Annotated in this window: 23 protein-coding genes, 1 tRNA gene and 1 other RNA gene; 9 read left to right on the top strand and 16 right to left on the bottom strand. The window is 59.6% G+C overall.

What is annotated here, in order from left to right; genetic code table 11:
* Nucleotides 1-33 precede the first annotated feature (33 nt).
* Complete coding sequence (locus ACZ5IL_RS08010; protein WP_464596198.1) at nucleotides 34-696, bottom strand: hypothetical protein; 663 nt, start codon at nucleotides 694-696, stop codon at nucleotides 34-36.
* 101 nt (nucleotides 697-797) lie between these two features.
* Here ACZ5IL_RS08010 and ACZ5IL_RS08005 point away from each other — a divergent pair, with 101 nt between their 5' ends.
* The 4 genes from ACZ5IL_RS08005 to ACZ5IL_RS07990 are packed head-to-tail and all read left to right on the top strand — an operon-like array spanning nucleotide 798 to nucleotide 2587.
* A complete protein-coding gene (locus ACZ5IL_RS08005; RefSeq protein ID WP_464596196.1) occupies nucleotides 798-1154 on the top strand; it encodes a hypothetical protein in 357 nt (118 codons plus the stop codon).
* A complete protein-coding gene (locus tag ACZ5IL_RS08000) occupies nucleotides 1154-1336 on the top strand; it encodes a hypothetical protein (RefSeq protein WP_464596195.1) in 183 nt (60 codons plus the stop codon). Before ACZ5IL_RS08005 ends, ACZ5IL_RS08000 begins: the two co-directional genes overlap by 1 nt.
* A complete protein-coding gene (locus tag ACZ5IL_RS07995; protein WP_464596194.1) occupies nucleotides 1333-1557 on the top strand; it encodes a hypothetical protein in 225 nt (74 codons plus the stop codon). Before ACZ5IL_RS08000 ends, ACZ5IL_RS07995 begins: the two co-directional genes overlap by 4 nt.
* Nucleotides 1517-2587 (top strand): tyrosine-type recombinase/integrase, encoded by a 1071-nt coding sequence (locus ACZ5IL_RS07990; RefSeq protein ID WP_464596193.1) that lies wholly within the window; start codon nucleotides 1517-1519, stop codon nucleotides 2585-2587. Before ACZ5IL_RS07995 ends, ACZ5IL_RS07990 begins: the two co-directional genes overlap by 41 nt.
* A gap of 84 nt (nucleotides 2588-2671) precedes the next feature.
* Here the strand turns inward: ACZ5IL_RS07990 and ACZ5IL_RS07985 are convergent.
* The 4 genes from ACZ5IL_RS07985 to ACZ5IL_RS07970 form a co-directional block, all read right to left on the bottom strand.
* Nucleotides 2672-2747, bottom strand: a tRNA-Lys gene (locus ACZ5IL_RS07985).
* Nucleotides 2748-2912: 165 nt separating this feature from the next.
* On the bottom strand, nucleotides 2913-3512 hold the full coding sequence (locus tag ACZ5IL_RS07980; protein ID WP_464596191.1) for a Spy/CpxP family protein refolding chaperone: 600 nt from the start codon (nucleotides 3510-3512) through the stop codon (nucleotides 2913-2915).
* Between the two features lie 197 nt (nucleotides 3513-3709).
* The gene (locus ACZ5IL_RS07975) at nucleotides 3710-5269 is read right to left on the bottom strand and encodes a 2-isopropylmalate synthase (protein ID WP_464596190.1); all 1560 of its coding nucleotides are present in this window, start codon (nucleotides 5267-5269) and stop codon (nucleotides 3710-3712) included.
* Nucleotides 5270-5759: 490 nt separating this feature from the next.
* Nucleotides 5760-6692: a polyphosphate kinase 2 family protein gene (locus tag ACZ5IL_RS07970; RefSeq protein ID WP_464596188.1), complete on the bottom strand. Its 933-nt coding sequence runs from the start codon at nucleotides 6690-6692 to the stop codon at nucleotides 5760-5762.
* 245 nt (nucleotides 6693-6937) lie between these two features.
* On the opposite strand from ACZ5IL_RS07970, the gene ACZ5IL_RS07965 reads away from it, so the two are divergent.
* Nucleotides 6938-7744, top strand: coding sequence for an ATP-binding cassette domain-containing protein (locus ACZ5IL_RS07965; RefSeq protein WP_464596187.1), 807 nt, complete (start codon nucleotides 6938-6940; stop codon nucleotides 7742-7744).
* Nucleotides 7741-9300, top strand: a complete 1560-nt coding sequence (locus ACZ5IL_RS07960) for an ABC transporter permease/substrate-binding protein (RefSeq protein WP_464596185.1) — start codon at nucleotides 7741-7743, stop codon at nucleotides 9298-9300. Before ACZ5IL_RS07965 ends, ACZ5IL_RS07960 begins: the two co-directional genes overlap by 4 nt.
* Before the next feature lie 153 nt (nucleotides 9301-9453).
* Here the strand turns inward: ACZ5IL_RS07960 and ilvC are convergent, their stop codons facing one another.
* From ilvC to miaA, 5 genes are all read right to left on the bottom strand, one after another.
* On the bottom strand, nucleotides 9454-10473 hold the full coding sequence (gene ilvC, locus ACZ5IL_RS07955; RefSeq protein ID WP_464596184.1) for a ketol-acid reductoisomerase: 1020 nt from the start codon (nucleotides 10471-10473) through the stop codon (nucleotides 9454-9456).
* 150 nt (nucleotides 10474-10623) lie between these two features.
* A complete protein-coding gene (locus tag ACZ5IL_RS07950) occupies nucleotides 10624-11325 on the bottom strand; it encodes a class I SAM-dependent methyltransferase (RefSeq protein WP_464596182.1) in 702 nt (233 codons plus the stop codon).
* 4 nt (nucleotides 11326-11329) lie between these two features.
* Entirely contained in the window at nucleotides 11330-11872 is a 543-nt protein-coding gene (gene ilvN / locus ACZ5IL_RS07945; RefSeq protein WP_079447372.1) for an acetolactate synthase small subunit, read from the bottom strand.
* A 166-nt stretch (nucleotides 11873-12038) separates the two neighbouring features.
* Nucleotides 12039-13817 carry an acetolactate synthase 3 large subunit gene (locus ACZ5IL_RS07940; protein WP_464596180.1) on the bottom strand — a complete coding sequence of 593 codons (1779 nt, stop codon included), beginning with the start codon at nucleotides 13815-13817 and terminating at the stop codon, nucleotides 12039-12041.
* Between the two features lie 316 nt (nucleotides 13818-14133).
* Nucleotides 14134-15066 (bottom strand): tRNA (adenosine(37)-N6)-dimethylallyltransferase MiaA, encoded by a 933-nt coding sequence (gene miaA / locus ACZ5IL_RS07935; protein ID WP_464596865.1) that lies wholly within the window; start codon nucleotides 15064-15066, stop codon nucleotides 14134-14136.
* Here miaA and serB point away from each other — a divergent pair.
* Nucleotides 15065-15958, top strand: coding sequence for a phosphoserine phosphatase SerB (serB, locus tag ACZ5IL_RS07930; protein ID WP_464596179.1), 894 nt, complete (start codon nucleotides 15065-15067; stop codon nucleotides 15956-15958). The two genes, miaA and serB, sit on opposite strands and share 2 nt — an antisense overlap.
* A 119-nt stretch (nucleotides 15959-16077) precedes the next feature.
* Here the strand turns inward: serB and ACZ5IL_RS07925 are convergent, their stop codons facing one another.
* The 6 genes from ACZ5IL_RS07925 to ACZ5IL_RS07900 all read right to left on the bottom strand — a co-directional run bounded on the left by ACZ5IL_RS07925 (nucleotide 16078) and on the right by ACZ5IL_RS07900 (nucleotide 21710).
* Nucleotides 16078-17568: a Do family serine endopeptidase gene (locus tag ACZ5IL_RS07925; RefSeq protein WP_464596178.1), complete on the bottom strand. Its 1491-nt coding sequence runs from the start codon at nucleotides 17566-17568 to the stop codon at nucleotides 16078-16080.
* Nucleotides 17569-17954: 386 nt separating this feature from the next.
* Nucleotides 17955-18155, bottom strand: a complete 201-nt coding sequence (locus ACZ5IL_RS07920) for a DUF2065 domain-containing protein (protein ID WP_464596177.1) — start codon at nucleotides 18153-18155, stop codon at nucleotides 17955-17957.
* 36 nt (nucleotides 18156-18191) lie between these two features.
* A complete protein-coding gene (gene hflC / locus ACZ5IL_RS07915; protein ID WP_464596175.1) occupies nucleotides 18192-19088 on the bottom strand; it encodes a protease modulator HflC in 897 nt (298 codons plus the stop codon).
* Complete coding sequence (gene hflK / locus ACZ5IL_RS07910; RefSeq protein WP_079447380.1) at nucleotides 19085-20230, bottom strand: FtsH protease activity modulator HflK; 1146 nt, start codon at nucleotides 20228-20230, stop codon at nucleotides 19085-19087. The genes hflC and hflK overlap by 4 nt, the downstream gene beginning before the upstream one ends.
* 155 nt (nucleotides 20231-20385) lie before the next feature.
* Nucleotides 20386-20919, bottom strand: coding sequence for a dihydrofolate reductase (locus ACZ5IL_RS07905; RefSeq protein ID WP_464596173.1), 534 nt, complete (start codon nucleotides 20917-20919; stop codon nucleotides 20386-20388).
* Nucleotides 20916-21710, bottom strand: a complete 795-nt coding sequence (locus ACZ5IL_RS07900) for a thymidylate synthase (RefSeq protein ID WP_464596172.1) — start codon at nucleotides 21708-21710, stop codon at nucleotides 20916-20918. Before ACZ5IL_RS07900 ends, ACZ5IL_RS07905 begins: the two co-directional genes overlap by 4 nt.
* Before the next feature lie 116 nt (nucleotides 21711-21826).
* Here ACZ5IL_RS07900 and ssrA point away from each other — a divergent pair.
* Nucleotides 21827-22185: a transfer-messenger RNA gene (ssrA, locus tag ACZ5IL_RS07895) on the top strand.
* A gap of 167 nt (nucleotides 22186-22352) precedes the next feature.
* Nucleotides 22353-22904 (top strand): SspB family protein, encoded by a 552-nt coding sequence (locus ACZ5IL_RS07890; RefSeq protein ID WP_464596171.1) that lies wholly within the window; start codon nucleotides 22353-22355, stop codon nucleotides 22902-22904.
* Nucleotides 22905-22908 lie beyond the last annotated feature (4 nt).

The raw sequence follows: 22908 nt of genomic DNA, 5'->3' as shown, positions 1-22908 counted from the left end.
TGTGGGCGTTGCGCTTGGCGATCTCGGTGCGGTTCACGAGGGTTCGTCCGTCAGGCAGGTGCCCCAACCGCGGATGTTCTGAGCGTCCAATCTTCGGATAAGTTTCGAGCCGGCTTTGTATCCTTGATCCCGCAAGCCGCTGATGAACCCCAACGCTGGGGTCGGCATAGGCTGAAAGAACGTCACTTCGATCGAATCCGCTTCCGTACGCTGGTTCGGATAAACTCGATTCCTCGCGACCAAAATCGTGAATTTGAATTCGTCGATGAAGAAGTCCAACGTGATGTGATGCCGCGGCAACGCCCTCCTGCCTTGTTCGCGATCAAATTCGTCGCTGGTTTCCTTGAGCCAGGCGTCTAGCGGACCGCCGTTCAGATCCTTCGTGATGAGATCAACGAAGAAGTCTTTTACGGTGGCGCTTTTGGTGAATGCGAACGGATCATCGTTTTTCGATCCAGATCGCTCTAACCGCCGCCAGACACGAACATGGTCGGTTGCGCGCTTGGCTACTTCGACACCGCAACTTCCAAGTAGAAGGTTGATTTTGTCGTCGACCGTCATCTCCGCCCCACCGGTGCCGCGCCCTCCCGACGAGATCAAACTGGCCGCACGAAGTTCGTGTGCAACTGTCCGGACTTGGGTGTAGGGGATCCCCAGCCAAGTCGACGTATGGAGGATTAGGTCTGTGAGCTTCATGGAGGTTTCTATTGACACAGTAACGAAACACAATTAGATTTCGATTTGTTATTCTTACTACGCTACCCGAAGGTTGTCAACGCCCAAGGAGGGATCACTACATGGATACCGACACCACTCGCGAACGAAAAGCTCGTAACAAACTGAAAAAGCTCGGTTATAAACTCGAAAAGACCCCCGCCCGCCATTGGACGCGCGCACACTTTCCGGTCGGCTACCAGATCCTAAAGGGAAACATAGTCCTCGTAGGCGCCGAGCAGCGTGAATACAGCATGACGCTGGATGAGGTATTCGAGCAGATTGCTTGGTATGCCCGCAGCCCGGCAAGGGAAGCCATGCTGGAGGTCTACGATCGGTTCATCAAACTCGGAGGCGATCCCGACGACTGGGTGCCTGAGTTTCAAATGACGTTTTACAAAAACCTGCCTGAGAGTGGCGAGCTTGGGGAGCACATGTAATGTCGAACCCGCTTGAACCAAGCCTTGAGACAAAAGTCGCCCTGAAAGAATTCCACGACGCCACCGCGCCTGCCCGTGAGGCGGCGCAACGTCTTCGTGACGCTGCGGCGCCGGCTCGGGACGCGGCAGAACGGGTACCGGATGGCATCACCAAGCCAGTCGGGATTGGCAAACAGCCATGACCCGTCGCCGCGCGGCAGTCAGCCAAGCCGATGTCGCCCGGACCATCCGGGCGGCACGGCAAACCGGCGCCAGCGTTGTGGAGGTGGTGCAGCGGGACGGAACCGTGATCCGTGTTCTGCTGACGACTCCCCGGCCATCGCCGAACGCGAACGATCCATTCGATCAATGGAAAGAAGAGAATGAAGCGCGGAAAGCTGCCCGGTCTCGCAACCGCCACTAAGCGTCTCGCCGACGGGACCACGCGTAGATACTACTACGCGTGGCGCGGCGGTCCGATGCTGAAGGGCGAAGACGGTTTGCCGTTGAAGCCAAAGGATCCGCAATTCATCGTTGCCTACGCCGCTGCACATGCTGAACGGAAGAAACCCGCACAAGGGACCATGTTTTCGCTGATCGCCGCCTTCAAGGCTGCCAGTGAGTTCACAACATTGTCCGAAAAGACGCAGAAGGACTATCGCCGCTACCTCAAACTGATCGAAGAGGAATTCGGCACGATGCCCCTTGCCGCAGTCGAACATCGTAAGGCGCGTGGCGAGTTCAAGACTTGGCGCGACACCATGGCTGACCGGCCACGAGTTGCCGACTATTCTTGGACGGTCTTGGCGCGTGTGTTGTCGGTTGCCAAGGACAACGGGACGATTTCAGTGAACGTCTGCGAACGTGGCGGGCGGCTCTATGAGGCCGATCGTGCAGAGATCATTTGGTCACCAGAGCATATCAAGGCGTTCTGTGCCGTCGCATCCGACGAACTGCAATTCGCTCTCCTGCTCGCTTTGTGGACCGGTCAGCGTCAAGGCGATCTGATTGGCCTCACATGGCCGCAATACGATGGCTCACATATTCGTCTTCGTCAGAGCAAAGGGCGCGGCAAGAAAGGCAGGCGTCGCGTTGTCATTCCCGTCGGCGCGCCTTTGAAGGTTGCCCTGGACGCTCGGAAGCCAGAAAAGGCCGATGGCGCGATCCTACGCAACACGTTTGGTGAGCCATGGACCAGTGACGGCTTCCGAGCATCGTGGGGAAAAGCCTTCGAAAAGGCTAATCTTGCGGACTTCGATCTGCACTTTCACGACCTGCGAGGTACGGCTGTTACTCGCCTTGCACTGGCCGATTGCAGTACCGCTCAAATCGCATCGATTACCGGCCACAGTCCGCGCGATGTCGACGCGATACTAGAAGCGCACTATCTCGGTGGCCGCTTTGAATTGGCGGAACAAGCGATCGCAAAGGTCAACGCGAAGTACGGCTCGTGAACAAAAATCGCAAACCGAAGAGCAAACCGGATGATCCGTTCTGCGTCTGATCCGGCTTAATTCTCACTAAGTCTTTGATTTCATTGGTGGGCGATGTAGGGCTCGAACCTACGACCCGCTGATTAAGAGTCAGCTGCTCTACCAACTGAGCTAATCGCCCGGAACTGTCCGAAATTCCCTTGCGGGAGGGAGTCGTTTAGCAAAGCGAACCCACGATGTCCAGCAACGCAGCCCCGCTTTCCCCTACCGCCGTAGCCTCGGAGAGACGAAAAAGCCGCCGATTTCCGGCGGCTTCCTCATGGCTGGGCTAACTCATATCGGCGGGTCAGAGGCGTCCGGGCTTCTGCTGGTCATGGTGACCGGAGTCCCCGTCGCGGTCCTTGCTGTGATCGGACCAATCACCGCCTCGGTCAAAGTGATGATGGTGCCACCAGCTTCCCATTCCGAAGCCGTGATTCATACGGGTGAGAACCATCAGGCGCCGCTTTTGGCCATCGTCGAGGGTCTTGTAAAGCGGATCGGCAGCATCAGCGACCTTTTTCAAAGCTGCAGCTGTCTCGGCCATGCGATCGGCGTGGGCGCGAAGCCGCGCCACCTGATCGACAGGCGCCTGCTTTTCCGCGTCATCATTCTTGGCTTCGTTCTTGCTTTCCTTCTTGGCCTGCATCTTGGCGTCGGCACGGTCGATCCGAAGCTTGGCGAAATCACGGATTGCCTTTTCCACCGGCGGCCACAGCTTTTCCTGATCCGGCGTCAGAGTAAGACCGGCGTGGACCGCCGCAATCCGCGCATCGGCGATAGCCGTTCGGTCCTGCTGACTGAGTTGTACGCGATCATGGGACCACAGGTGATGCGGGTGAGCGTACACCGCTGTCGAACCGGCGATGATCAGCGCTGCGACGCCGGCGAGGATGGCCTTCTTCATTGGAACTCTCCTTTGCAAGGTCCAATCAAGATGGGTGCGCGCAACACACCAAGCAAATTACATCTTCGCAAGGGAACCCTATCTTACGAAGATGTAATGTCGCCTCGCGATTCGTCGCGATGATATGTCGCGTCAGGATCCGTCGCTCGCACAAACGGCGGTTGACGCACCGTCCGTTTCGCTTGCGGAACGAGCAGTCAGCTGGCAGCGGCCGAAGGCAGGTCGCGCTGATGTTTCATCACGATCTTGTTTAGCGCACCGAGATAGGCCTTGGCGGATGCAACCAGCGTGTCAGGATCGGCGGCTTTCGAAGTCATCGCGCGGCCGTCCTGGCTGAGACGCACCGACACTTCCGCCTGCGCATCAGTGCCCTGGGTCACCGCATGAACCTGATAGAGTTCGAGCTTGGCCTCGTGCGGCACCAGCCTCTTGATGCAGTTGAATACGGCGTCGACCGGCCCGTTGCCTTCGGCCTCCTCGATCCGGGTCTGGCCATTGACCGTGAGCTTCATCGTCGCACGCTGCGGACCATGGGTACCTGCAATCACCGTCAACGATGACAGCTTGATACGATCGTGCGACGCAGCCATTTCCTCGTCGACCAGCGCGACGATGTCCTCGTCGTAGATGTCCTTTTTGCGGTCCGCCAGTGCCTTGAAGCGCACGAACGCATCCTGCAACTGGTTCTCGGCCAGCTTATAGCCGAGTTCTTCCAGCTTGTGCTGAAAAGCGTGGCGGCCGGAATGCTTGCCCATCACCAGCGAGGTCTGTTTCACGCCGACGCTCTCCGGCGTCATGATCTCGTAGGTCTGTGCGTTCTTCAGCATGCCGTCCTGATGAATGCCGCTCTCGTGCGCGAACGCGTTCCGGCCGACGATCGCTTTATTATACTGCACCGGAAAGGAGGTGGCCGCCGAAACCAGCTTAGAGGCACGAGTCAGCATGGTGCTCTCGACGTTGCACCAATACGGCATGACATCGCCGCGGGTCTTGATCGCCATCACGACTTCTTCCAGCGCGGCGTTCCCTGCCCGCTCGCCAATGCCGTTGATGGTGGATTCAACCTGGCGCGCGCCACCCTCGACGCCGGCCAGCGAGTTGGCGACGGCGAGACCCAGATCGTCATGGCAGTGCACCGAGAAGATCGCTTTATCCGCGTTCGGCACCCGCTCGCGAATGGTCTTGAACATCCGCCGGTACTCGTCAGGCACGGCATAGCCAACGGTGTCTGGCAGGTTGACGGTGGTGGCGCCGGCTGCAATCGCCGTCTCCACGCATTTGCACAGGTAATCAATTGGGGTGCGGGTCGCGTCCATCGCCGACCACTCGACATCCTCGACCAGGTTGCGGGCCTGCGTCACCGTGGCGGTGATGATCTCCAGCACCTCCGCCTCGCTTTTGCGCATCTGATGCGCCAGATGGATCGGCGAAGTGGAAACGAAGGTGTGGATGCGGCCCCGCCGTGCATGACGCACCGCTTCACCGGCACGAGCGATATCGCCGGAAATGGCGCGGGCCAGACCTGCGATCACCGCGCTTTTGGCGTTCTTCGCGATCTCCGCAACCGCTTCGAAATCGCCGACCGAAGCGATTGGGAAGCCGGCTTCGATGATATCGACTCCCATGTCGTCGAGCATCTCGGCGACTTCGATCTTCTCCTCGAAAGTCATAGTGGCGCCGGGGCATTGCTCACCGTCGCGCAGGGTGGTGTCGAAAATAACGACGCGGTCCTTGTCGGACTTATTCGCGGTAGTCATGGGGAAAGGTCCTCTGGGTCAATGCGCCGTGCGGGCGCTCGAAGGGGTTCTGGTGTTCCTGCGTCCCCCTGAGTGCCCAGGCAGCAACTGCCCAGCCGGCGCTCAGGGGCCGATAAGAAGCAGAAGCCCGCCAGTCAGCAGACTGGGCATGGGCACAGCCGGAATCTCTTCGGAACCAGCGGCCAACGCCACCAGCCCGTGAACTCCTGCCATTTCGCTGCAAGCCAGCATTACCGAACCCTTTAGAGGGTCATTTTCAACAAGAACCGTTGACGGTTCGTTGCCGACCCTTCCTGCCCGGATTTTAGACGAGAATGACCTGACATCGCAATGCCCAAAATTTGGTCAGGAAGACTGCCGAACTTGTTGCGGGACCCGGCAGCACAGATCGTGACCAACCACTCTGCTCAGTTCGTTCGTGCCGACCTCCCTGTTCCTCGGGATGCCGACGAATCGGAAGCAACTCCGGACTTCTCCCCCGCAGCATGCTTCACTGCTGCTTCTTTACGCGCAACGCGCTGTTGTTCTCATTCTGCAATGCCTTGCGAACCTTCTTGAATTCACCCAATTCGCTCTTGTCGACCTTGGGGAACCGCAGGTCCAACCTATCCAGCGCGCCGACAATGGCAGATCCGACCACGACACGCGCGAACCACTTGTGGTCGGCCGGCACGATGTACCACGGCGCATCGAGCGAGGACGTATGGCGGATCATGTCCTGGTAGGCCGCCTGATACCTATCCCAGAGCTTTCGCTCGGCAACATCGCCCATCGAGAACTTCCAGTTTTTCGCCGGCTCCTCCAGGCGGTCGAGAAAACGCTGGCGCTGCTCCTCTTTCGAGACGTTGAGGAAGAACTTGAGCACGAGCGTGCCGTTGCGGGCCAGATATTTCTCGAAAGCCGAAATATCCTCGAAGCGTTCGCGCCAGATGTTCTTCGTCACCAGCTTCGGTGGAACTTTCTGCTTTGCCAGAATTTCCGGATGCACGCGCACCACCAGTACTTCCTCATAATAGGAGCGGTTGAAGATACCGATGCGCCCGCGTTCAGGAAGCCGCCGCGCCGCGCGCCACATGAAATCATGATCGAGTTCTTCCGTTGAAGGTTGCTTGAAGGAATGCACGTCGCAGCCTTGGGGATTGACGCCGTCGAACACGCTCTCGATGGCGCTGTCCTTGCCGGCGGCGTCCATGCCCTGGAAGATCAAGAGCAGCGACCAGCGATCCTGCGCATAGAGCTTTTCCTGCAAATCGCTAAGGCGGTCGCGGTTGGCCTTGATGATCTCCTGCCCGCTGTCCTTGTCGATGCCGCCGCGCTCCGCAGTCTTGTACGAGGCAAGACGAAAAGCCCCGGTACCATCGACACGAAAGGGCTCCACGTAGCGTTTTAGTTGTTCTGGCAACAACGGTGATGTCTTACTCATAAGGGAATTGCGCCTTTGCTTCCCCATTTCCTGCGGGAGATGGTGGTTTCGAGCGTAGCGAGAAATCGGATCCAAAACAAAATAAAGGCGAGGACAACAAGATAAAATTGTCGACGCCTTCTAGCGTCACCAACCGGATCAAAACTCGAACTGAACGGTGGGTTCGGGCTTCGCCTAGAATTTACTGTTGCCGCCAAGACGATGGGCTTGGTGCGATGGCGACCGTGTGATACCCCCCGCAGGGCATGAGCGAAACCTCACCGCTGGTCGCGTTTTCGCATGTCGCCAAAAGCTTCAAAGGCGACTGTGCAAAAGACGACTATGTAAGAGCTGTGGACGACGTCTCGTTCGCCATCGCGGCGGGCGAATTCCTCGCCATTGTCGGCGGTTCCGGCTCTGGCAAGACCACACTGCTGCGGCTCGCCAATCGCCTGATCGATCCCGACGCCGGAACTATCACCGTTGCAGGCGAGGATATCGCCGGAATCGACGCGATCGGGCTGCGCCGCCGCATCGGCTACGTATTCCAGAGCGGCGGCCTCTTTCCGCATATGACTATCGCCGCCAACATCGGCATCACGCCCCGCCTGCTCGGGACGCCAAAATCCGAAATTGCCGCCCGGGTCGACGAGTTAATCGATCTGGTGCAACTCGACCGCGCCCAACACCGCGATCGCTTTCCGCATGAACTTTCCGGTGGCCAGCGCCAGCGGGTCGGCGTAGCGCGCGCACTCGCCGCAAAGCCGCGCATTGTCCTTATGGACGAGCCGTTCGGTGCCCTCGACCCGGTAACGCGTGACGCGCTCGGCAACGACTATCGTGCGCTACACGCCAGACTCGGTCTCACAACCATCATGATCACCCATGACATGACCGAAGCGCTGCTGCTTGCGGATCGCGTTGCTGTCATGCACGAAGGTCGCTTGGTTGCGCTGGGCAAGGCGAAGGAACTGTCCCGCATCGACAACCCTTATGTCAGCGAGTTGCTCGGCACGCCTCGCCGCCAGGCCGAGCGGCTTCAGGCAGCGCTCTCGCAGAACATCACGTCATGAGCTCGCTCTTCGATCCGCGCTGGAATGAAGCGCTCGGTCACCTGCCCAACTATCTTGGCAACCACGTCCGCGTCAGCGTGACCGCGCTGGGGCTGGGGCTCGTGATCAGTTTTCCGCTCGCGCTGGCCGCTCGCAACCGGCCCTTGCTGCGGAGTATGCTTCTCGGTTTTGCAAGCATTGTGCAGACCATGCCCGGACTGGCGCTTCTGGCGTTATTCTATCCGCTCCTCCTGGCTCTGGCGACAATGACATCGCGATGGTTCAGCCTCGGATTCTCAGCATTCGGATTCTTGCCTGCGGTCCTGGCGCTGGCGCTCTATTCGATGCTTCCGGTACTGCGCAACACCATCACAGGCTTGCAGGGGATTGATCCTGCATTGACGGAAGCGGCCCGAGGGGTCGGTATGACGGCGCAGCAATCCCTCGTCATGGTCGAACTTCCGCTGGCGCTTCCTGTGATCATGGCCGGCATCCGCACCGCAGCGGTTTGGGTGATCGGCACCGCGACACTCTCTACGCCGATCGGCCAGACCAGTCTCGGCAACTACATTTTTGCCGGGCTTCAAACCCAGAACTGGGTGTTCGTGCTCTTCGGCTGCATCGCCGCGGCAGGCCTCGCGCTGGTCGTAGATCAGTTGCTGGCGCTGATCGAATCCGGTTTGCAGATACGTCGCCCCATCCGCGTGTCAGTCGGCCTTGTCGGAATCGCAATTCTCGTTGCGGCCACACTGGCGCCCTCCCTCACCCGCGCGAAACCCACCTACATCGTCGGCGCTAAAACCTTCACCGAACAATATGTGCTCGCGGCGCTGATCTCGCACCGGCTACAAGCCGCGGGTCTTCCCGTAACCACCCGCGAGGGTCTTGGCTCCAACGTCATTTTCGATGCGCTAGCGAATGGCGACGTTGACATCTACGTCGATTATTCCGGCACGCTGTGGTCCAATCAGTTCCATATAACAGACGTCAAGCCGCGCGAGAAACTCATCACCGAGCTCAAGGCGAGGTTGGCGCGGCAGAATATCACGCTGCTTGGTGAACTCGGCTTCGAGAATGCCTACGCGCTGCTCATGTCAAAAACACGAGCTGACGCGCTGAAGATTCATTCGATCTCCGACCTCGCCGCCCGCGCGGGCACGATGTCGATCGCCGGCGACTACGAATTCTTCGCCCGGCCTGAATGGATGACTCTGAAGAAGATTTACGGATTGTCGTTTCGCGAGCGACGACAGATGCAGTCGGACTTCATGTATGCCGCAGTGGATTCCGGCGAAGTCGACGTGATAGCGGGCTACACCAGCGATGGACTGATCGCCAAATACGGCCTGACCGCGCTTGACGATCCCGGACACGCCATTCCGCCCTATGACGCGATCATGCTGATATCGCCCCGGCGCGCCAACGACGCAAAGCTGCGCGCCGCAATTCAGCCCTTGCTCGGAAGAATCAGCATCACGCTCATGCGCGAGGCCAATCTTCGCGCCAGCGGCAGTGACGCGGACAGTTCATCGGCAACGGTGGCGCGGTGGTTATGGGCGAAGATCGACGAGAAATAAGGTGGTAGATGCTTGCTTGTGTACCTCACAGCGGCACCTTTTCCCTCTCCTTATGGGAGAGGGAACCTCAATTCATTGTTAGTCGACCCGCGCACCACACTCCTGATCATTAAGATCGCACCGCGCGATCAATCATAGGCAGGAAGAAGAACTTCAGTTCTTCGTTTTGTCGACCATAGCGGCCTTTTTGATCCACGGCATCATGTCGCGGAGTTTTGCACCGACCTCCTCGATCGGATGGGCGGAAAGCCTTGCGCGGGTCGCCTTGAAGGAAGTCTGGTTGACCTTGTTTTCCAGCATCCAGTCGCGAGCGAATTTACCGGACTGAATATCGTCGAGCACGCGCTTCATCTCCTTCTTCGTCTCCGCGGTCACGATGCGCGGACCCGTAACGTATTCGCCGTATTCAGCGGTATTGGAGATCGAGTAGTTCATATTGGCGATACCGCCCTCGTAGATCAAATCCACGATCAGCTTCACCTCGTGCAAGCACTCGAAGTAGGCCATCTCCGGTGCATAACCGGCTTCCACCAAGGTCTCGAAGCCGTTCTTGATCAACTCGACCAGACCGCCGCAGAGCACAGCCTGTTCACCGAACAGGTCGGTCTCGCATTCTTCCCTGAACGTGGTCTCGATGATGCCAGCGCGGCCGCCGCCGATCGCCGAGGCGTAGCTAAGACCAAGATCATGCGCGTTACCCGAGGAATCCTTGGCAACCGCAATCAGGCAAGGAACGCCGCCGCCGCGTTGATACTCCGCCCGCACAGTGTGGCCAGGACCTTTCGGAGCGATCATCAGGACGTCGAGATCGGCACGCGGGTCCAGCAGATTAAAATGCACGTTGAGTCCGTGTGCGAAGATGAGCGCCGCGCCCTTCTTCATGTTGTCGTGCAACTGCTGGCGATAGATGTCGCCCTGCAGTTCATCAGGCGTCAGCATCATCACGAGATCGCCCCACTTCGCGGCATCGGCGACTTCCATCACCTTGAAACCAGCGGCCTCAGCTTTCTTGGCGGAAGCGGAGCCCTTGCGCAGCGCGATCGCGACCTCCTTGACGCCGGAGTCCTTCAGGTTCAGCGCATGGGCGTGGCCCTGGCTACCATAGCCGACGATGACCACCTTCTTTCCCTTGATCAGGTTCAGGTCGGCGTCGCGATCGTAATAAACACGCATGGTTGGTCCTCTTTTGCGGCCACAAGTTGCGCCCGGTTTTAGGGCTACGGATGCCGGGAAACAAGTCCGCTGCAATACCTTGGATGATGGAAAAACTTCAAAGGTCGTCCGGTAGGAAAAGGTGAATAGCGCCGCGCGACAAACACAAGACTATGCCGGAGGCTCGTCGCCTGGCTTGCGGCAGAGATAAGTGCCGTGAAGCGGCGCGTGATAGTCCGCAGATACCAGCGCAAAGCCGACGTCCTTCAGCATCCGCTCAATCACCCAGCCAAAGGTCGAATGTTCGTCGCGCATATGGCTGGCGACCTCGCCGCTTGGGAAGTCGTGGTTGTTGATGTTGAATTCCGCCCATTGCTCGACCGTTCGGTCGGAGCCATCCGGTTCGCGGACGAACACGATGTCGCGCAGAAACAGCTGTCCGCCGGGCTTGACGACGCGGAACATGCGTGACAGCGCGACTGCCTTCCAGAAATCCGGCAGATGATGCAGCGTGAACTCGCTCACGACCAGATCCAGAGAATCCGATGCGAGAGCAAAACTGAGCAGACCGGCCGCCTGAGTCCGGATCGCGACGTTGCCGTCACGCGCCTGGGCCTCGGCCAGAGCGAGCGCTGCCGGCGCAATATCGACCGCATAGACTTCCGCACCCATCCTGGCGGCTTCACAAGCAAGCGTGCCCGTGCCGCAACCGATATCTGCGATCCGCCAGCCGGGCCGCAAGCCTAGCTTGGCGAGGGTTGCGCGAGCCCGGCTGCCGCTATCATCGTGATCATAGATTGCGGAGCGCGCAGCAATGAGCGAGTCCAATCCGATCCGCCCACGTTCACTGTAAAACCAGTCGCGCGCCAGCATGACCTTACATCCCTTCCGGTCCGCGGCCGATCGCAGCGACACCGGTTCGTGACACTTCGACTAGACCGATCGGCCGCATCAGGTCGACAAACTGATTGATCTTCGAGGTGCCGCCCGTAATCTCGAACACAAAGCTCTCATTGGTGGCATCCACCACACGAGCACGAAACACCTCTGCGAGCCGCATTGCCTCGATACGTTGGTCCCCCGAACCCTTCACCTTGACCATGGCTAGCTCACGCTCGATGGAGCGCCCGGTCAGTGTCATATCAACGACCTGATAAACCGGGATCATGCGGTCGAGTTGATGCTTGATCTGCTGGATCACCATTGGGGTGCCAGTGGTGACGATGGTAATTCGCGAGACGTGCTTCTGATTTTCGGTCTCGGACACCGTCAAGCTTTCGATGTTGTAACCGCGACCTGAGAACAGCCCGATCACCCGCGCCAACACGCCCGGTTCGTTGGCGACCAGCACCGACAGCGTGTGCGTCTCATTCGGATCGCGGCGCTCTTCGAGAAAGTAGGCGGAAGCGGGCTGGTTCATGGATATGTTCTCAAATCGATATCGTGATTGCCGTCATTGCCGAGCGTAGCCGTTCGTAAAACGGCGTCGTTTCGTTCGCCTGTGCCCCGGCAAGCCGTCTTCACGATGGATGCGCGGATCAAGTCCGCGCATGACGATCTGTGCGTGGCGACACTTCGAGACATTTTCACACCAGCGCCTTGCCGCCGGCAAACGCGGCCGCGGTCGCATCATCATTGGCTTCCGCCGGCAACAGCATTTCGTTGTGCGCCTTGCCGGATGGAATCATCGGGAAGCAGTTTTCCAGCGCTGCCACGCGGCAGTCGAACAGCACCGGCTTCTTCACCGAGATCATCTCCCTGATCGCGCCGTCGAGATCAGACGGCTTGGTTGCCTGCAGGCCGACGCAGCCGAAGGCATCGGCGAGCTTGACAAAATCGGGAAGCGCCTCGGAATACGAATGCGACAGGCGGTTGCCGTGCAGCAACTGCTGCCACTGCCGCACCATGCCCATGTACTGGTTGTTGAGGATGAAGATCTTGATCGGGAGTTCGTGCTGAACCGCCGTTGACATCTCCTGCATTGTCATCTGCACCGACGCATCGCCGGCAATATCAATGACGAGGCTGTCGCGATGCGCCACTTGCACTCCCAGCGCGGCCGGCAAACCGTAGCCCATGGTGCCGAGGCCACCCGAGGTCATCAAGTGGTGCGGCTCCTCGAATCCGAAGAACTGCGCGGCCCACATCTGATGCTGGCCGACCTCGGTTGTGATGTAGGTGTCCCGGCCTCGCGTCGCCTCGAACAGACGCTGGATCGCGAACTGCGGCAAGATCACGTCGTCGTTCTTCTTGTAAGCCAGCGAGTTGCGCGCGCGCCAGCGCCCGATCTCGAACCACCACGGATCGATTTTAGGATTTTTGCCTTCCGCCTTGAAAGCCTGCAACAGGTCGGCCATCACGCTGCCGGCATCACCGATGATCGGCACGTCGACGCGGATATTCTTGTTGATCGATGAGGGGTCGATATCGATGTGAATCTTCTTCGAGCCCGGCGAGAACGCGTCAGTGCGGCCGGTAATGCGGTCGTCGAAACGCGCGCCGATGCACAGCATGACGTCGCAATCATGCATCGCCATGTTGGCCTCATAAGTGCCGTGCATGCCGAGCATGCCAAGCCAATTCTTGCCGGAGGCCGGATAGGCCCCTAGTCCCATCAAAGTGGACGTAATCGGAAAACCAGTGGTTTCGACCAGCGCACGCAGCGTCTTCGACGCCTCTCTGCCCGAGTTGATGATGCCGCCGCCGGTATAGATCATCGGCCGCTTGGCATTCACCAGCAGCGTGACAGCCTTGCGGATCTGTCCGGCATCTCCCTTTATCTGAGGCTTGTATGACGCGTGGACATCGGTCTTGCGCGGCGGGTGATAGGTTCCGGTGGCGAACTGCACGTCCTTGGGCACATCGACCACGACCGGCCCGGGGCGGCCAGTGGTCGCCACATAGAACGCCTCGTGCAGCACCTTGGCGAGATCGTTGACGTCGCGCACCAGCCAGTTGTGCTTGGTGCAGGGCCTGGTGATACCGACGGTGTCGCATTCCTGAAACGCATCGTTGCCGATCAGATGCGTCGGTACCTGGCCGGTGATGCAGACCAGCGGGATCGAGTCCATCAGTGCATCGGTCAGCGGCGTCACCATATTGGTAGCGCCGGGCCCCGAGGTCACGAGCACCACCCCCGGCTTGCCGGTGGAGCGGGCGTAGCCTTCGGCCGCGTGACCTGCGCCCTGCTCGTGCCGCACCAGGATATGCTCGATATCGCTCTGCTGAAAAATTTCGTCATAGATCGGGAGTACGGCCCCGCCCGGATAACCGAAAATGCTTTTGACACCATGGTCAACGAGGGCTCGAACAATCATGGCCGCACCGGTCATCTGATTGGAATCTTGGCGCTTGGTCTGACTCATGGTCGGCTCCGGATTCGCGCAGGCTTCGTGTCCGCCAGCGTCGCAAACAATAAAAAAGGGCCTTGAAGGCCCCCGGCACACCGCCTTCCATTCGGACGGCTCAGCCGTCCCGGGCGGTGCTCCAAGGTACGATGATAACGGGGACGAGGTGGCGGATAACAAAGTTGCGCATTTTACAGCTAACGTTCCCAAAGGTTGCGCGGGTTATACGGGGCGGATTTGCAGCCGTCAACGGTGTTTCGATGCAAATAAGCCGGTTTCGGCGGTTTGGAAGGGGCCGAGGGGCCGGTCGCCTCAGCGCGAAACGTCAAACCTCTTAGTCAAGCGCCTTTCTGGCCTCCTCAGGCCGCACCCAGGCGAACTCTGTCAACTGGTGACGAAACCAGGTGAACTGCCGCTTGGCATAGTGGCGCGTGTCGGCGCGCCCGATCTGGGCGGCCTCCGCCAGCGAAATCTCGCCGCGCAGATGCCGGACCAGCGCGGGCACGCCATGTGCCTTCATCGCCGGCAGGAGCGGGTCGAGACGCCGTTCGGCCAGCGCCGCGACTTCCTCCAGCGCCCCGGCCGCCAGCATCGCATCGAAACGGGCGTCGATCCGCGCGTAAAGCGCTTCACGATCCGGAGCAACGAAGACCGCCCTCGCCCGCTCGGGCGGCAGCAACGGCGGCAAGCCATCGCGATACCAATCGGTCAACGAGCGTCCGGTCGCCTCGACAACTTCGAGGGCACGGGCGATGCGGGCGCGGTCGCGCGGTTTCAGACGTTGCGCCGCCGCCGGATCGCGCCGCGCGAGAACAGCATGAAGCACTTCGGCCCCATCACGTTCGAGGCGCGCTCGGACGTCATCGCGCACCTGAGACGGAATCGGCGGCACCGCCGACAGACCGCGCGTTAGCGCTTTGAAGTAAAGGCCGGAGCCACCGACGAAGATAGGCATCCGGTTTTGCGCGCGAGCTTCGGCGAGAGCGACCGCTGCATCGGCGACCCACATCCCGGCGGAGCAGTTCACGCTCGCATCGACATGGCCGTAGAGCCGGTGTGGCGCTCGCGCCTCCTCATCAGGGGTCGGCCGCGCGGTCAAGATGCGGAGATCTCGATAGACCTGCATGGAGTCGGTATTGATGACGACGCCGCCCGTCCGTTCGGCAAGCGACACCGCTAACGCAGACTTGCCGCTCGCGGTCGGCCCTGCGATAAGCACGGCATCCGTCGCCTGCCCGCTTACCTCGCCAGAGCTCTCCCCATCCATGTCACTCGTCGCCACGCTGATCTGCAATCCGGTTAACCCCGCGCTCGATAGCACGGTGCTCGACGGCGCGCGCGCAATTCTGAGCAATGCCGGCCCCGCGCGCTGGCTGTGGGACGAAGTCGCGGCCGACATTCCCTTCGAAAGCGACGAGCCCATTCCGGCCATTACCCAACGCCTGCGCGAGGCGCGCGGCGATCTGCCGATCGACGTAGTGATCCAGCCGCAGCTCGGCCGGCGCAAGAAGCTGTTTCTGGCCGACATGGATTCCACCATGATCGGCCAGGAGTGCATCGACGAACTCGCCGATTTCGCCGGTCTCAAGACGCATGTAGCAGCGATCACCGAGCGTGCCATGCGCGGCGAAATGCAGTTTGAAACCGCGCTGCGCGAGCGCGTGGCGTTGCTGAAGGGTCTTTCCGTATCAGTCGTGGACGAGGTGCTGGCAAAGCGCATCACGCTGACACCGGGCGGGCGCGAATTGGTCATGACCATGCGCTCCAATGGAGCCTATACCTGCCTGATCTCCGGCGGCTTCACCTTGTTCACCAAAGCGGTGGCCGCCATGATCGGTTTTCAGGAAAATCGCGGCAATACGCTACTGGTCGAAGACGGAAAATTGTCGGGCGCGGCCGCCGAACCGATCATCGGCCGCGAGGCGAAACTTGCAACTCTGATCGAGCTGCGCGAGGCCTCCGATCTCGACAATCTTGATACGCTGGCGGTAGGCGACGGCGCCAACGACCTCGGCATGATCCAGCAGGCCGGTCTAGGTGTCGCCTATCACGCCAAGCCCGCGGTTGCCGCAGCGGCAGCCGCCCGAATCGATCATGGCGACCTTACCGCCTTACTTTATGCGCAGGGATACCGACGCGACGAGTTCGTAACCGCTTGAGTCCATTCAGACTCAAAACGCAATCAGCCGCCGTCTCCGCCTGTTCAGTGATCCTGGTCTTTCGCCGCTCCATCGAACGGCGATTGCCGGACCGCAACCACACTCCGATCTGGTCGTGCCTATTTCAGGCTCAGCGCCACAAACCGCAGTTCGCCGGCGCCGTTCGAAACCATCAGCAACACTGCCTTTTTGCCGTCCTTCTTCAATTGATCGACGCGCTTGCGGATATCGGAAGCGCTACTCACGGCCTCCTGCGCCACCTCTACGATGACGTCGCCCGCGCTGAGCCGCTTCTCGGCCGCGTCGGAATCCGCGTCCACATCGGTAACGATGACGCCCTTGACACTGTCTTTAATCTTGTAGCGCGCACGCAGATCCTTGCTAAGCGCGGCGAGATCGAGGCCGAGCGCCTTCTGCGTTACGGGCTTGTCGTCGTCATCAGGCTTGGTCTTGATCGAGACGGGCGTTGCCTTGTCGCTGTCGTCGAGGCGTCCCAGCGTTACCTTCTTGGTCTCTTCCTTGCCTTTACGAATGATCGTGACCTTGACTGTCTTGCCAACTGCCGTATCGGCGACAAGGCGAGATAAATCTTTCGGCTCCTTGATGTCCTTTCCGTCGAAAGCGATGATGACATCGCCGGGTTCGATGCCGGCAGGTTTGGCTGGACCTTTATCCTCCACGCCGGCAACGAGCGCCCCGCGGGTCGGTTTGATATTGAGGCTGTCGGCGATCTCGTCGGTGACCTGCTGGATACGGACACCAAGCCAACCTCGACGCAACTCACCGAACTGCCGTAATTGATCGACAACGCCTGCTACCGTCTTCGACGGCACCGCAAAGCCGATCCCGATAGAACCGCCCGACGGCGAGATGATCAGCGTATTCACTCCCACGACCTCGCCCTCGAGATTGAACAGTGGACCGCCGGAGTTGCCACGGTTAATGGAGGCATCGGTCTGGATGTAGCTGTCATAGGGGCCGTTGTTGATGTCGCGGTTGCGCGCCGAGACGATCCCGGCGGTAACGGAGCCGCCAAGACTGAACGGATTGCCGATGGCAATCACCCATTCGCCGAGCCGCAACTTGTCGGAATCGCCGAACTTGACGGCGGTCAGCGGATGCGGCGGCTTGAACTTCAGCACCGCGAGATCGGTTTTCTTGTCGACCCCGACGGTTTCAGCCTTGACCTTGGTGCCATCATTCAGAATGACGTTGATCTCGTCGGAATCGGCGATGACGTGATTATTGGTGACCACAATTCCGGCGGCGTCGACGATGAATCCGGAGCCGAGCGAGTTTGTCTTGTGCGTTTGCAGGCCGCCATTCTTGCCGCCGCGGCGATTCTTGAAGAAATCGTCGAAGAACTCCTCGAACGGTGATCCCGGCGGAAGCTGTGGAATCGCGCGGCGACTCTCGCCGCCCTTTGCTTCAACGGTTTGAGTCGTCGAGATGTTGACCACCGCGTCGATCACCTTTTCCGCCACGTCGGCGATGCCATCAGGACCGCGGGCCAGCGCCGGCTCGGAGATCATGGCGCTAGCGGCGCTGAGGCATAGCGCGATCAGCAGGGAACGCCGGCGAAAGCTCAACGCGTGAATCGCTCGGATCATGTTTCGAGTCTCTCTCCTGGAGAAGCATATTGCCGGGCATACACTGCGCCGGACGCCGAACACGCGCAAGCAGCGAAACGGCGTTCGCTGATCCATCGGGATTTCCGATTACGGCAAAAAGCTGGCACCGCCTTCACGATACGTTGCAAGCTCAGGCTTTCGAACCGCTCCCGCCCGGTGGATCCGGTAGGCTTCCGCCACTGATAGACATAGAAGCGGCGCTCTATCTTTTGGTACGATGGGTCTTCTTCATGCCGACCGGCGGTCTTCGCGCGAAAACCTATAATTCGCTCGCATGAGCTCAGCGATCGTCGTGGAGAAGGCTTAGAATTACAGGATCACTGGCGGATCAAACTATAGTCGGGGACCGCCAAGAGCCTGCTCCCCTAACGCCTGACCAGCCAGATCAGGATAAGGCCCACGATTGCCGACCCGATACCCACCATCCGCAAAATGTGTTCCGGAGCCGTCAGCGCACTTTTCATCGCTCGCCGCGTCCAATCCGGGGCCGCGGCAAACAGAATGCCTTCAATCATGAAAAGAATACCGAGACCGATAAGAAAATCCGCGAAGGCGATGGAACCCATCGACGACGTTTCCCCCGGCATCGCAATCTTTCGGGTTTACGGCTTCGCCGCCGATGCCGAAGGCCTGCCGCTCGGATGCCCGAAGAAGCGGAAGAAGTCGGAATCGGGCTTCAGCAGGAAGCGGGTAGCGCTGCCCTTCAATCCGTTCTGGTAGGCGGTCATTGACCGGTAGAACGCAAAGAAGTCCGGAGCCTTGTTGTAGGCCTCGGCAAACAGCCGGTTGCGCTCGCCATCGCCCTGGCCGCGGATCTGCTCGGCCGCGGAATTGGCTTCGGCCACGATCACGGTCGCTTCGCGATCAGCCTTTGCCCGGATCTCCTGGGCTTTCTGACCACCCTGAGCGCGGAACTCGGCGGCTTCCCGTTGTCGCTCAGTCTGCATACGCTGATAGACCGCCTGACTGTTCTGATCCGGCAGATCTGCTCTCCGAATCCGAACATCGACGACCGAGATGCCGTATCCGCTGGCCTCCTTGTCGAGCTGGTCGCGGATGCGACCCATCAGATGTTCGCGCTCGTCCCGCACGACCTGGATGAAGGTGACTTCGCCCAGAACACGACGCAGCGACGCATTGAGCAGCGTCGTCAACTGGATATTGGCTGCCTGGACGGAGCCAACGCTTTGGTAGAACTGCAGCGCATCCTTGATTCGATAGCGCGCGAACGCGTCGACGACGAGCCGCTTCTGGTCCGACGCAATGACTTCCTGCGACGCCTGCTCAAGGTCCAGAATTCTTTTGTCGATCTGGATCACGGAGTCCACAAACGGCGCCTTGAAATGCAGTCCCGGCTCGGTGACGACACGCACCGGTTCACCCAGTCGCACCAGCAACACCTGATCGGTCTGGCTCACCGTGAAAACGGAACTATATCCCACCACCAGCAAGGCCAGCCCCACGAGTAGCCCGGCAATCCCTAAAACTCCGATTTTCATCGAGCGCTCCCGTTCGTCCTAGCCGGCTGGTTCGCGGTCCCGGCACCACGCGGCGATGTCAATTCGCTCAGCGGCAGGTAAGGCAAGATACCCGGCGACGATGAACCCGGATCGTATACGAGCTTGTCGGCGTCTCCGAGTACATGCTCCATGGTCTCCAGGTAGATGCGCTCGCGCGTCACGTCAGGCGCCGTTTTGTAGGCCTCATAAACCTGCAGAAACCGAGAACTCTGGCCCTTGGCTTCGGCGATGGCCTGTCCCTTGTAGCCTTCAGCATTCTGCACGATCTGCGACGCCCGGCCCCGCGCATCGGGAATAACTCGATTGGCGTAGGTCTGAGCTTCGTTCTGCAGCCGCTCGAGGTCAGCACGCGCCGCCTGCACGTCGCGGAATGAATCGATGACCTGAGCCGGTGGATCGACCTTCTGCATCTGCACCTGCTGAATCAGAACACCGGCGCCATATTCATCCAGGGTCTTCTGCATCAGTTCATGCACCGAAGCTTCAATTTTGGTTCGCTCGGACGTTAAAATGGGTTGAATATCCGAACGTCCCACCAACTCGCGCATCGCACTTTCGGCCACCGCTTTGACGGTACCTTCCGGATTCTGGATATTGAACAGGAAGTCACCGACCCCGCCCGGCTTGATCCGCCACAACACCGTGAAATCGACGTCGACGATGTTTTCGTCGCCCGTCAACATCAGACTTTCCTCCGGCACGTCGCGCATCGTGCTGGTATTCCGGGCTGGGTCCTGAGCCAGCGTCAAACCGATATTGAGGGTCGAGACACGCAGCGCCTTCGGCAGCAACACGGTCTCGATCGGATACGGCAGATGATAATTGAGGCCAGGCTGCACGGTCCTTACATGCTTGCCGAAGCGCAGCACCACACCGAGTTCTTCCGACTGCACCCGGAAGAAGCCGGACATCCCCCAGATCACGACCGCGCCGACCAGAATCAGCAAGATGCCCATGCCGCTCAGATGTCCGCCCGGCAACAGTTGCCGGATACGCTCCTGAGCCCGACGCAGCAGATCCTCAAGATCCGGCGGCTTGGGTCCAGTCGGCTGCGGGCCGGCTCCCCAAGGCCCTTTCGGACCCTGACCCCATGGCCCCCCGGTTTGATTCTTCCACGGCATCGACACTCTCCTCCGCGCGGATGGGCCTTTAAAGCCTAACCTCGCTCTCCATTCGACCTTATAGGGGACGCTCTCGGCCCTTACAACGCGGCTTGTTAGCTGCAAGGAGCTATATTCGATCAGACAAATGTCAATGCAAACATCAGGGAATGCGGTTAATGCATCCGACGGCGATATGTCACATAAGAATAATCGGCAGTGTCGCCGCTGGCCGCCGTGTTTCGGCAGCGGGCGACTTCGTGCCAGATCGAAGGATCGATCGACGGGAAAACGGTATCCCCATCGACTTGGGTATGAACCTCGGTCACTTCGAGGCGATCGGCTACAGGCATGGACGCGGTATAAATCTCGGCACCGCCGATCACCGCAATCTCAGCGACCGAACGCCGCATGGCATCTCCTTTTGCGATGGCGAGCGCGTCTACCAGCGATCGTGTCACCAACGCTCCGGCCGCCGTAAAGTCCGGATCGCGGGTGATGACGATGTTGGTTCGTCCCGGCAGTGGCCGACGCAATGAGTCGAAGGTTTTGCGCCCCATTACGATCGGCTTGCCTATGGTGATCGCCTTGAAGCGTTGCAGATCGGCTTTCAGCCGCCACGGGATCCCATTGCGCTGACCGATTACCCCGTTCTCGGCAACCGCAACCACCAGGGCTATTTCCGGACGCGGGGAAACAATCCCGGTCATACCGCAACCTCGGCCTTGATGTGCGGATGGGGATTGTAATTTTCGAGTTTGAAATCCTCGTAGCGAAACGCGAAGATATCCTTCACCTCGGGATTGATCGTCATCGCCGGCAGCGGTCGCTTGGGTCGCGCGAGTTGAAGCCGAGCCTGCTCAAGATGATTCGAATACAGGTGCGCGTCGCCCAGGCTATGTACGAAGTCGCCCGGGTTAAGCCCCGTAACCTGCGCAACCATCATCGTCAGCAGCGCATAGGACGCGATATTGAAGGGTACGCCGAGGAATACGTCGGCCGAGCGCTGATAAAGCTGGCATGACAGTTTTCCGTTGGCGACATAGAACTGAAACAGGCAATGGCACGGCGGTAGCGCCATCTTATCGACATCGGCCGGATTCCACGCACTGACGATCAACCGCCGCGAATCGGGGTTGCGTTGGATCATGTCAATGACGTTGGCGATCTGGTCGATACTGCGACCGTCCGGCGCGGGCCATGAACGCCATTGCGAGCCGTACACCGGGCCGAGATCGCCGTTTGCATCGGCCCACTCGTCCCAGATCGAGACGCCGTTGTCTTTCAGATATTTAATGTTGGTCTCGCCCCTCAGGAACCAGAGCAGTTCATGCACGATCGACCGGAGGGGAAGCTTCTTGGTGGTCAACATCGGAAAGCCAGATGCGAGATCGAAGCGCATCTGATGTCCAAAGACAGACAGCGTTCCGGTGCCAGTACGGTCATGCTTCTCCGTACCTTCGCCGAGTATTCGTTTGAGCAGATCGTGATATTGATTCATGCCATTGGCGCTTTCGGGCGATGAACTTAGCGTCGGATTGCTTGATCTGACAGCGCCGCGTTTCATTATACCCGGGAAAATGGATCGCCGAGACAGCAAAAAATGTGCCGTCTGGCACCCTTTTTTCCTCACGTTTTGCAGACTATATTGAAAGCGCCGGTTCGCCGGCTATGGAAATAAATGGCCGCCGCAATAAACCATTCGGACCCGGGGGCAGTACCCGGCGCCTCCACCAGAGCCCGACCCGGCAGATTTCGGGTTCTGGCGGGGGCGAAACAGGATCGACGAGGGCGTAAAGGGCTCGCTTTTTCCCGGTATGGTTCCGCCGTTATCGGGCTATGCAATAGTTGCAAACGACAACTATGCTCCGGTTGCTCAGGCTGCGTAACGCAGTTTGAAAGACCACTCTGAAGTCCTGATGGGTTAAGCTCCGTCAGGCGGGGTTCGGAGGCACCTGGCAACAGAAGCCTCCACTTTAATCCGTTCACCGCTCCAGCCCAACTGGCGACGAGAAACTTACCGGTCCGACCCCAACCGCTGCTGACCTCGCAAGATCGTGGGAGTATCATCGCAAGACGGCGCGAGTCGGCTTAGACGTTCGCGGCGATTTGCGCATATTGCCGAGGCGACGAGACCTAATCGATGCAAACCGATCATATTCGCTACGATTTGCTTACGAGCGACGCAATGCGCGGTGTCCTGCGCCGCGTGCTGATGGACGCCGCCGAGCACGGGCTGCCGGGTGAGCACCACTTTTTCATCACCTTCATGTCGACGGCCGACGGAGTGACGATATCGTCCCGCCTTCTGGCGCAATATCCCGAGGAGATGACCATCATTCTCCAGCACCAGTTCTGGGATCTGACGGTGACCGAGGATCACTTCGAGGTCGGCCTGTCGTTCGGCGGGGTGCCGGAGCGCCTCGTGGTTCCCTTCAGCGCGATCAAGGGCTTCTTCGATCCATCGGTACAGTTCGAATTGCAGTTTGAGCCGGCTGCGACAGAAACAACCGAGACAGAGAAAGCTGAGATCGAGACAAGCGCGAGCGAGACCTCGAGGACGGTCCCGACTGCGCCCTCTCCAACGGCGCTGGCCGTTCCAGCTAGTCCTTCCCAGCCGGCCGAAACCGAGGACAAACCTAAACCTAGCCAGGGCGCCGAGGTTGTCAGACTGGACCGCTTCCGCAAGAAGTAACCCG

Source organism: Nitrobacter sp. CN101, from assembly GCF_055390255.1.
The sequence above is the reverse complement of the archived record's forward strand: the minus strand, read 5'-3'. Positions and strand labels throughout refer to the sequence as shown.

Coding starts and splice junctions, on each gene's coding strand:
- ACZ5IL_RS07920 (WP_464596177.1), bottom strand. CDS start 18,155: ATGGGTTCCATCGCCTTCGCGGATTTTCTTATCGGTCTCGGTATTCTT.
- ACZ5IL_RS07970 (WP_464596188.1), bottom strand. CDS start 6,692: ATGAGTAAGACATCACCGTTGTTGCCAGAACAACTAAAACGCTACGTG.
- ilvN (WP_079447372.1), bottom strand. CDS start 11,872: ATGAACCAGCCCGCTTCCGCCTACTTTCTCGAAGAGCGCCGCGATCCG.
- ACZ5IL_RS08000 (WP_464596195.1), top strand. CDS start 1,154: ATGTCGAACCCGCTTGAACCAAGCCTTGAGACAAAAGTCGCCCTGAAA.
- ACZ5IL_RS07900 (WP_464596172.1), bottom strand. CDS start 21,710: ATGAATCAATATCACGATCTGCTCAAACGAATACTCGGCGAAGGTACG.
- hflK (WP_079447380.1), bottom strand. CDS start 20,230: ATGCCGTGGAAGAATCAAACCGGGGGGCCATGGGGTCAGGGTCCGAAA.
- ACZ5IL_RS07950 (WP_464596182.1), bottom strand. CDS start 11,325: ATGCTGGCGCGCGACTGGTTTTACAGTGAACGTGGGCGGATCGGATTG.
- ACZ5IL_RS07990 (WP_464596193.1), top strand. CDS start 1,517: ATGAAGCGCGGAAAGCTGCCCGGTCTCGCAACCGCCACTAAGCGTCTC.
- ACZ5IL_RS08005 (WP_464596196.1), top strand. CDS start 798: ATGGATACCGACACCACTCGCGAACGAAAAGCTCGTAACAAACTGAAA.
- ACZ5IL_RS07980 (WP_464596191.1), bottom strand. CDS start 3,512: ATGAAGAAGGCCATCCTCGCCGGCGTCGCAGCGCTGATCATCGCCGGT.
- hflC (WP_464596175.1), bottom strand. CDS start 19,088: ATGAAAATCGGAGTTTTAGGGATTGCCGGGCTACTCGTGGGGCTGGCC.
- ACZ5IL_RS07975 (WP_464596190.1), bottom strand. CDS start 5,269: ATGACTACCGCGAATAAGTCCGACAAGGACCGCGTCGTTATTTTCGAC.
- serB (WP_464596179.1), top strand. CDS start 15,065: ATGTCACTCGTCGCCACGCTGATCTGCAATCCGGTTAACCCCGCGCTC.
- ACZ5IL_RS07995 (WP_464596194.1), top strand. CDS start 1,333: ATGACCCGTCGCCGCGCGGCAGTCAGCCAAGCCGATGTCGCCCGGACC.
- miaA (WP_464596865.1), bottom strand. CDS start 15,066: ATGGATGGGGAGAGCTCTGGCGAGGTAAGCGGGCAGGCGACGGATGCC.
- ACZ5IL_RS07960 (WP_464596185.1), top strand. CDS start 7,741: ATGAGCTCGCTCTTCGATCCGCGCTGGAATGAAGCGCTCGGTCACCTG.
- ACZ5IL_RS07890 (WP_464596171.1), top strand. CDS start 22,353: ATGCAAACCGATCATATTCGCTACGATTTGCTTACGAGCGACGCAATG.
- ACZ5IL_RS07940 (WP_464596180.1), bottom strand. CDS start 13,817: ATGAGTCAGACCAAGCGCCAAGATTCCAATCAGATGACCGGTGCGGCC.
- ACZ5IL_RS08010 (WP_464596198.1), bottom strand. CDS start 696: ATGAAGCTCACAGACCTAATCCTCCATACGTCGACTTGGCTGGGGATC.
- ilvC (WP_464596184.1), bottom strand. CDS start 10,473: ATGCGTGTTTATTACGATCGCGACGCCGACCTGAACCTGATCAAGGGA.
- ACZ5IL_RS07925 (WP_464596178.1), bottom strand. CDS start 17,568: ATGATCCGAGCGATTCACGCGTTGAGCTTTCGCCGGCGTTCCCTGCTG.
- ACZ5IL_RS07905 (WP_464596173.1), bottom strand. CDS start 20,919: ATGACCGGGATTGTTTCCCCGCGTCCGGAAATAGCCCTGGTGGTTGCG.
- ACZ5IL_RS07965 (WP_464596187.1), top strand. CDS start 6,938: ATGAGCGAAACCTCACCGCTGGTCGCGTTTTCGCATGTCGCCAAAAGC.